We start from the raw sequence: 7,503 nt of genomic DNA, 5'->3' as shown, positions 1-7,503 counted from the left end.
TTCTTTTCTTGTATCATCATAACCAATTTCACCCCTCGTTTCAAAAGAAAAGTGAAAGGTCTCAAAAATACTTTATATCTTATTATCCTTCAAATATCGACAATACATGAGGATTCAAATGCGATACTTTCTGTTAAATTTAATGATTTACTGATTTCACTATAATTTAAAATAAATATTTTTCGACAAAGACCTTCTCTTAGCTGCTCTGTGGATAACCTTATTAACACTTTACCCATTGAATCCTTTACATTTGTTTGCTTTATAAACAAATTAATCACAAGTTATCCACGGAAATCTGTGGATAACGAGAACGATTGTTCTTAAGGAATAAATTTGGTAAATTTAGTTTACAGCTATTGAACTTACCAATTTATGTTTTGTGCTCATAAAATAGAACTATTTTTTTAAAATCGGAGGTGGATTCTGACATGCGGAAACTGTCAGATGAATTATTAATTGAATCATATTTTAAAGCAAGAGAATTAAACTTAAGCCCAGAATTTATTGGTCTCATTGAGTCTGAGATTCACCGTCGTTCATTATACAATAAAATCAAAAAATCTTCTTAAATCTATCATCTGCCCTCTAAGGGCTTTTCTTTTTTTATAGAGTAAAATTAACAACGCCGCTAAACAGCGCCGTTTTGTATTACTTTACTAGTATTCCTAGTCTTTCTCCAACCTTAAGCTCTTGTGGAGTATGAAGTGATTTGTCCATTTGAAAGCTCCCCTTTTCAAATAGGAGAACAACTGTTGACCCAAAACTAAAATAGGCCATTTCCCCGCCTTTTTCTAATTCACTGCCCTTATGAGTGGTTTCGATTGAATTAACAAACATGGCTCCAACTTTAACAATGGCAGCATGGCCATAGTTTGTTTTCACTTCAGTTATTACTCGATAATTTTTCGAGAGGGTCCTTCGTCCATATTTTAATCCCCATTTATTAACTGGGTATGATTTTGAACCTAGTTCCCATTGTTTAGTGACCGTTCCATTGACTGGGCTATGGATACGATGGTAGTGACTTGGACTCAAATATAAAATCATATATGTACCATTCAGATATTTGGTCAAAATAGCAGGGTCCCCAAGCATTTCACCGATTGAATAAGTTTTCCCTTTTACCATGATGTCACTAGTTTCTTTAATCATACCAACGTCTTCCAAAACAGCATCGACAGGACTGACTACAGTGTCCGTATGGAAATCAATGTTTCTTGCCTCTTTTTTTAACGTTCTCACAAACAAATCATGCAAGGTCGGATATTCAGACAGCCCTTTTTCCATTTCCTCCAGATTGATTTGATAAATCCTTGCAAATGATGGTACAACAAACCGGCTAACTGGAGAACGAGCAAACTTTTTTAAAATCACAGATGACCACTTTCCATTGGTCAATTCTATCAAGATCCGATAGATACCTTGTAACATAATAATACCCCCAAATAGTGTAAAAATACTCTTTACGCAATGACATAAAACCCTTAGAATTAAATAGTATAGAATAACCTAAATAAAATATAATTCCCTGCTGTTTTTAAAAAAGGAGTGGTGTGGAGAATGTTTCTTTTGGACGTATTGGATCACACAATAAAAAAACTAAAATCCCAAACAGCAAATGTTATTACGATAACAAACCTTTCACTCGGTGGCTTTGCAATTGTCCTTGGCTTGCATGGAAATTTACGCTTAAGTTTATTACTCATTTTTATTGCAGCCCTAGCAGACCGGTTTGACGGTATGATCGCCCGGAAATTTAATATTGAATCTGAATTAGGTAAACAACTGGATTCCATGAGTGATATTATATCATTTGGAGTCGCACCAGCACTATTACTATACCAAGGAATTTTATTTGAATTTGGCGGACCTGGTTCGTTTTTCACCGTTTTTTACATCGCCTGTGGAGCCTTTCGATTAGCACGATTTAATATAACAGAGAGTAATGGTTATTTTACAGGATTACCGATTACTGCAGCGGGATGCCTTGCCACATTAAGTTATTTGGCAATCCCTTATCTCCCCTCACAACTGTTCTTATTTATTATGATTATTTTATCATTTCTTATGGTTAGTTCCTTTAAACTGAAAAAAGTATAAAATGTCCTGAACTTATTTGAAACTAATCTGACCTTTTTAGCAACTTGCTAGAAGGGTCATTTTTATTTTTGTAAATAAAAATTATCAGGACAGACACAATTTCTTGTTTTTTTCATAGGAATTATTAAAAGGGCTAAAGTCCAAAAAAGCACGGGGGTGGATGTAGATGACTGGAATCTTAACAGCTCTCGGATATTTGATGAAGGAATTTTTATTTCTTGTTTCTTATGTAAAAAATAATGCCTTTCCTCAACCCCTCTCTGCGGCGGATGAAAGAAAGTATTTACGGTTAATGGCAGAAGGGGATGCGCACGCACGTAATATGTTAATCGAACACAATTTACGCCTTGTCGCCCACATTGTTAAAAAGTTCGAAAATACCGGAGAGGATTCAGAAGATTTAATTTCCATTGGCACCATAGGATTAATAAAAGCAATCGAGAGTTATTCAGAAGGAAAAGGAACAAAACTCGCCACTTATGCAGCACGATGTATTGAGAATGAGATACTCATGCACCTAAGAGCACTCAAAAAGACAAAAAAGGACGTTTCCCTGCATGACCCAATCGGTCAAGATAAGGAGGGCAATGAGATTTCATTAATTGATGTCCTTAAATCAGAATCTGAAGATGTAGTAGATACTATACAACTTAACATGGAGCTAGAGAAAATTAAAAAATATATTGAAGTCCTTGATGACAGAGAAAAAGAGGTCATTATCGGCCGCTTTGGTCTGGATTTACAAAAAGAAAAAACGCAGCGGGAAATCGCGAAAGAACTAGGAATCTCAAGGAGCTACGTATCAAGGATTGAAAAACGAGCGTTGATGAAAATGTTCCATGAGTTTTATCGGGCTGAGAAAGAACGTAAAAAAAGATAACCTGCGATTTTATCACGATGAAGATAAGACAGGCCAAAAGAGCAGGAGTAACCCCCCGCCCTTTTGGTCCTGCTTTATTTATTCTTACCGTCCCTTAGTATATTATTCCACGTCTTTCCTCCATCAGTGGATTCATAAACATCATTTTTGTAGGTTGTAAACGCGATCTGATTGGTATTCTTCGGATTAACAGCCAAATAGGTAATCGGGTTATCGTAATCTAGAAACGGAATAATTAGATTAGTTTGATCACCCGTGGAAGGGGTAATTGTTTTTAATTGAATTTTTTCGTCTTCAACACTTGAAAATAAAATCGAATCCCCACTAAAAGTTAATGCCGTAACCATGATTGGGTCAGTTATCAGTTTCATGGTATTCCCATTATCGGTTGAAAAATAAATACCAGATCTGGTTGACATCGCCATGGTATTACCGTTAGTTGGATGCACAGCGATCATCCCCATTGAATCTGCAGTGAAATTTTTAAACTCAGACTTTTTCCATGTTTCCCCGTTATCAGTAGAATAATTTACACCCAAACTTACATCATCGCTTTGTTCTTCCCCAATAACATAGAGTCCATTTCCGGAGTAGCTAGCCGCCGTAAAATGAAAATTAGCTTTATCATAAAAGGCAAGCTTCTCGATCGATTTTCCCTTGTTACTACTTTTTACTAGACCAAATGGATCCTTATAGCCCGTCCCTTTTTGTGGATGGCCGCTGGCGATAAATCCAGACTCGACAGCCTGAAATCCGATATAGTTATGTTGATTTGTTGTTGTTTTATACCACTTTTTATCCTTGTAAAGTTTTAATCCATTATCTCCAGCTATATATAGGGCTGTATCGTTTCCCGGGTAGCCGATCCCCCAGATATTTTTCACCTTAATGGTACCTGCATCCACGATATTGAAAGCCGTTTTACTTTTCGAACTCGTTTCTTTTTTAACCTGACTCTTATTCGAGCAGCCCGATGTAATCAACAGTACTCCTAATAACAAAGCAAAAAACGTTTTAATCGTAAGCTTCATTTTATCCTCCTACAAGACTTCATATTAAACTATGAGATATTTGTTTAAGAATCCTTATCCATCCACTTATACCCCACTCCCAATATGGTTGTCAAATAATCTTCTACAGAAAACCTGGTATTCCGTCATTTATTTAAAAGGATTTTTCAGGCTTGTGCTCCCTGCATAGCCATTTTTATATAAGTGCAAAGTAAGAGAATTTTTTGTAAATGGATTATAATGTAGAAGTACATAAATGAGGAGGTACAAGCATGACTATCAATACATATTCAGAAGTATGGAATCTTGATGTGTTTTTCCCTGGAGGAAGTGATTCCGATGAATTACATAATTTCATTGTTCAAACGGAGGAAAGTATAAAAGGATTTGAAGCAAAGGTCACGAATTGGACACCCCTAAATACAGAGGAGGACAGTCACTACTTGCAGGAACTCTTAAGCTATTTAGAAAATTCGGCAAAGAAGTTAACTCAAGCTGGAGCGTTTATTGGCTGTTTATTAGCCCAAAATACCAAAGATAAAAAAGCTTACTCTCTTGATTCAAAAATTACGAGTTTGGGAGCTGTATTTCAAACAGCGTTAGGTTCACTGAACCATCACTTTACCACAATTGATGATACAGTCTGGGAGCGGTTAGTTGCCACAGAATCCCTAAAAGAATTTAGCTTTGTGTTGACGGAGAGCCGTGAAAAGGCTAAGGAGAAGCTTTCTAAAGAAGAAGAAGCGTTAATCAGCACCCTTGAGGTTGACGGCTATCATAGCTGGGGACAACTATATGATTTAATCGTTAGTAAAATAAAAGTCCCTTTTAGTGAGAACGGTGTGGAGCAACAACTTTCTGTCGGACAGGCTTCTAACAAATTTTCAAACCCGGACCGCGAAATTCGTGCTGCCGTTTTTAAAAGTTGGGAACTTGTTTGGGGAAACCAAGCCGACATTCTTGCCAAAACACTTAATCATCTTGCTGGATTCCGTTTGAGTGTTTATCAAAAGCGAGGATGGGAGGATGTCCTAAAAGAACCGCTCAGCATTAACCGGATGGAAAAAGTGACCTTGGAAACGATGTGGGCAGTCATCTCGGAACACAAACAAAAGCTCGTTGATTATTTGAATCGCAAGGCAAAACTCTTGGGGCTTGAGAAGTTAAGCTGGTTTGATTTAGAGGCACCGTATGGCAAAACGGAAACAAAGGTACCTTACCAAGAAGGGGCTAATTTTATTGAAAGAAACTTTGCCCTTTTTGGAGAAAAGCTTGCAGACTTTACGAAAAATGCTTTTGAGGAACAGTGGATTGAAGCAGAGGATCGTCCAGGGAAAGCGCCAGGAGGTTTTTGTACCTATCTTCCTGAGAACGAGCAATCGCGGATTTTTATGACCTACTCCGGTACGCCATCAAATGTTTCTACACTCGCTCATGAGCTCGGACATGCGTTTCATTCTTATGCGATGAGAGACGTCCCCTTTCTCAATTGCAACTATGCCATGAATGTAGCAGAAACAGCCTCAACCTTTGCCGAAATGATTGTTGCAGACGCAGCTGTTAAAAATACGAAGGACGAAGAAGAAAAGCTTGTTCTTTTGGATGATAAAATCCAGCGGACGGTTGCTCTTCTCATGAATATCCATGCTCGCTTCTTGTTTGAAACGAGTTTTTATGAAGAGAGAAAACTTGGAACGGTTGCTGCAGATCGGATTAGTGAATTGATGCTGGCTGCACAAAAAGAGGCTTATTGTGATTCTTTGGACGAATACCATCCACTCTTTTGGGCTTCTAAGCTCCACTTTTTTATCACAGATGTACCGTTTTATAACTTTCCATATACATTTGGCTACCTTTTTTCGTTGGGCATTTATGCACAGGCCCTTGAAGAGGGGAAAGGGTATGAGGAAAAATATATGGCTCTTTTAAGAGATACGGCCTCCATGAAGGTAGAGGATTTGGCACAAAAACATTTACAAGTGGATTTAACCCAAAAAGACTTTTGGGAAAAGGCCGTGGGCACTTGTCTTGCTGATATCGATGAATTCCTCGAATTAACGGAAAAGAAATAATCTAGATAAAAAATGAGCATGAGCTTTATTTAGCCCATGCTCATTTTTTTATCTTATTCTACACTAATCTCAGCTGAAATTACGCATCCAATTGCCCCTGTAATAACGAGAGCCATCACAACCATAAACATGTTCTCCACCCCTTAGAGATCTGTTATTTCTAATTTGAATTTATCATATTTTTACAGTACCAATCTCAAGGAATAATGAACATTTTGTTAACAATGATATGAGGTTAACTAGCATGGTTTATATGTGACTCATTACGAATTAGTGTTTTTGTTTTTCTTCAATTTAAATAGTAATGATAAAAATATAGTGTGCAGCGGCATTATAATTTTACCTCCTATTTTTCTTCCTAGACTAGGTGGTATCCTTCATATCCCATAAACTTGCTCCTCGTCCCTGCAATAGAAAAAACATCATTTTAAAAACCACCTTTCTTCGCATATTTTTTTGAACACTTACTATTACATCATCCGATACATAGACATTTGTCTGTCTTTGTTTTCCTCATAAAGCTTTTCAATCATTTCTTGATTGACAGCTTCTTCGGTGCTGATTTTTCGTTTTTTGATCGTAATCGTTAAGAATAGGATATTCAGGGTCATGTTCAATCACCTCCTCTAATAGATTTTTTTTCATTCACAGTTCAATGCCTGCCGTTTTACCTTATGCACCACATATCCAATTGGCTCGTAAAAAGGGCACAAAAAGGCCGCAGAAAGAGATCCCCCTGCGGCCAGAAACCTAATTTTAGGCACAAAAATACCGCAAGGCGTCATTCTCCCTGCGGCATGGATATGTATTGTCACGTTGCGCAATTGAAGCGCTAAGCGATCCATTCCAATCTGGTCGAATGAGCAATATTCAAGTATACAGTTTTCATACCTGCGAATGCTGGGTAAACGGTTCTATTTACCATCATCTTCTTCGACCTCCTTTGGAATATTTCACTTTATATTGTAATTATATCCACGCTAACTAACTTTGTAAACCATTTTTTGTAAGTTTTTTATAAATAAGGAAATTGCCCTCTTAAAGTACGTAAAAAGGCGCCCCGACTATAAATCGGAGCGCCTGCCGTTTAATTATATGAATCTTCGTTATCATCCATTTCTAACAGCTTTGATTGACACTGCTTTGCCTGGATAAAAAACAAAATGGAAAAAGCAATAAAAGTTGCAGACGAAAGAACCATTAAATTTAGTTCAAGTTCCGTTTTTGCTTCAACTGGAATAATAACACCTAAGTAAAAAAAGATACCAACAGCCAATAAGACAGTTCCGAAACGTTTAAAATCGACCATTTTTTCATACAAAACCCTGGTTTGCTGCTTCACCACTTATCACCTGTCTTTCTTAAAATCTACTAACCTACTTTACCACAGAAATAGCGGCTAGACAGTATGTAAATATTAGAAAAGGTGACAGGCACC

At 37.1% G+C, this 7,503-nt stretch carries 8 protein-coding genes; 4 read left to right on the top strand and 4 right to left on the bottom strand.

What is annotated here, in order from left to right; translation table 11 throughout:
* Positions 1–431 precede the first annotated feature (431 nt).
* Positions 432–572 carry a sporulation histidine kinase inhibitor Sda gene (locus V7266_RS02050; RefSeq protein ID WP_251563454.1) on the top strand — a complete coding sequence of 47 codons (141 nt, stop codon included), beginning with the start codon at positions 432–434 and terminating at the stop codon, positions 570–572.
* Positions 573–651: 79 nt separating this feature from the next.
* Here V7266_RS02050 and V7266_RS02045 read toward each other — a convergent pair whose 3' ends face one another.
* On the bottom strand, positions 652–1,434 hold the full coding sequence (locus tag V7266_RS02045; RefSeq protein ID WP_335465557.1) for a phosphatidylserine decarboxylase: 783 nt from the start codon (positions 1,432–1,434) through the stop codon (positions 652–654).
* A 129-nt stretch (positions 1,435–1,563) separates the two neighbouring features.
* Here V7266_RS02045 and pssA point away from each other — a divergent pair, with 129 nt between their 5' ends.
* Both pssA and sigK read left to right on the top strand, forming a co-directional pair.
* On the top strand, positions 1,564–2,103 hold the full coding sequence (pssA, locus tag V7266_RS02040; RefSeq protein ID WP_335465556.1) for a CDP-diacylglycerol--serine O-phosphatidyltransferase: 540 nt from the start codon (positions 1,564–1,566) through the stop codon (positions 2,101–2,103).
* Between the two features lie 166 nt (positions 2,104–2,269).
* Positions 2,270–2,983: an RNA polymerase sporulation sigma factor SigK gene (gene sigK / locus V7266_RS02035; protein ID WP_160721831.1), complete on the top strand. Its 714-nt coding sequence runs from the start codon at positions 2,270–2,272 to the stop codon at positions 2,981–2,983.
* Positions 2,984–3,057: 74 nt separating this feature from the next.
* Here the strand turns inward: sigK and V7266_RS02030 are convergent, their stop codons facing one another.
* Positions 3,058–4,014: a F510_1955 family glycosylhydrolase gene (locus V7266_RS02030; RefSeq protein WP_335465555.1), complete on the bottom strand. Its 957-nt coding sequence runs from the start codon at positions 4,012–4,014 to the stop codon at positions 3,058–3,060.
* A 251-nt stretch (positions 4,015–4,265) separates the two neighbouring features.
* On the opposite strand from V7266_RS02030, the gene V7266_RS02025 reads away from it, so the two are divergent.
* A complete protein-coding gene (locus V7266_RS02025; protein WP_335465554.1) occupies positions 4,266–6,065 on the top strand; it encodes a M3 family oligoendopeptidase in 1,800 nt (599 codons plus the stop codon).
* Positions 6,066–6,535: 470 nt separating this feature from the next.
* On the opposite strand, the gene V7266_RS02020 is transcribed toward V7266_RS02025, so the two are convergent.
* Together V7266_RS02020 and V7266_RS02015 are read right to left on the bottom strand one after the other, a co-directional pair.
* The gene (locus V7266_RS02020) at positions 6,536–6,676 is read right to left on the bottom strand and encodes a YrzI family small protein (RefSeq protein WP_335465553.1); all 141 of its coding nucleotides are present in this window, start codon (positions 6,674–6,676) and stop codon (positions 6,536–6,538) included.
* Positions 6,677–7,152: 476 nt separating this feature from the next.
* Positions 7,153–7,407, bottom strand: a complete 255-nt coding sequence (locus tag V7266_RS02015) for a YrhC family protein (RefSeq protein ID WP_335465552.1) — start codon at positions 7,405–7,407, stop codon at positions 7,153–7,155.
* Between the last annotated feature and the right edge of the window lie 96 nt (positions 7,408–7,503).

The organism is Neobacillus drentensis (assembly GCF_036965645.1).
In the GTDB taxonomy this organism is placed as follows: Bacteria; Bacillota; Bacilli; order Bacillales; family Cytobacillaceae; genus Neobacillus; species Neobacillus drentensis_D.
Note: the sequence above shows the minus strand (reverse complement) of the source record. Positions and strands in the feature narration are given on the sequence as shown.

Coding starts and splice junctions, on each gene's coding strand:
- V7266_RS02020 (WP_335465553.1), bottom strand. CDS start 6,676: ATGACCCTGAATATCCTATTCTTAACGATTACGATCAAAAAACGAAAA.
- V7266_RS02045 (WP_335465557.1), bottom strand. CDS start 1,434: ATGTTACAAGGTATCTATCGGATCTTGATAGAATTGACCAATGGAAAG.
- pssA (WP_335465556.1), top strand. CDS start 1,564: ATGTTTCTTTTGGACGTATTGGATCACACAATAAAAAAACTAAAATCC.
- V7266_RS02030 (WP_335465555.1), bottom strand. CDS start 4,014: ATGAAGCTTACGATTAAAACGTTTTTTGCTTTGTTATTAGGAGTACTG.
- V7266_RS02050 (WP_251563454.1), top strand. CDS start 432: ATGCGGAAACTGTCAGATGAATTATTAATTGAATCATATTTTAAAGCA.
- sigK (WP_160721831.1), top strand. CDS start 2,270: ATGACTGGAATCTTAACAGCTCTCGGATATTTGATGAAGGAATTTTTA.
- V7266_RS02025 (WP_335465554.1), top strand. CDS start 4,266: ATGACTATCAATACATATTCAGAAGTATGGAATCTTGATGTGTTTTTC.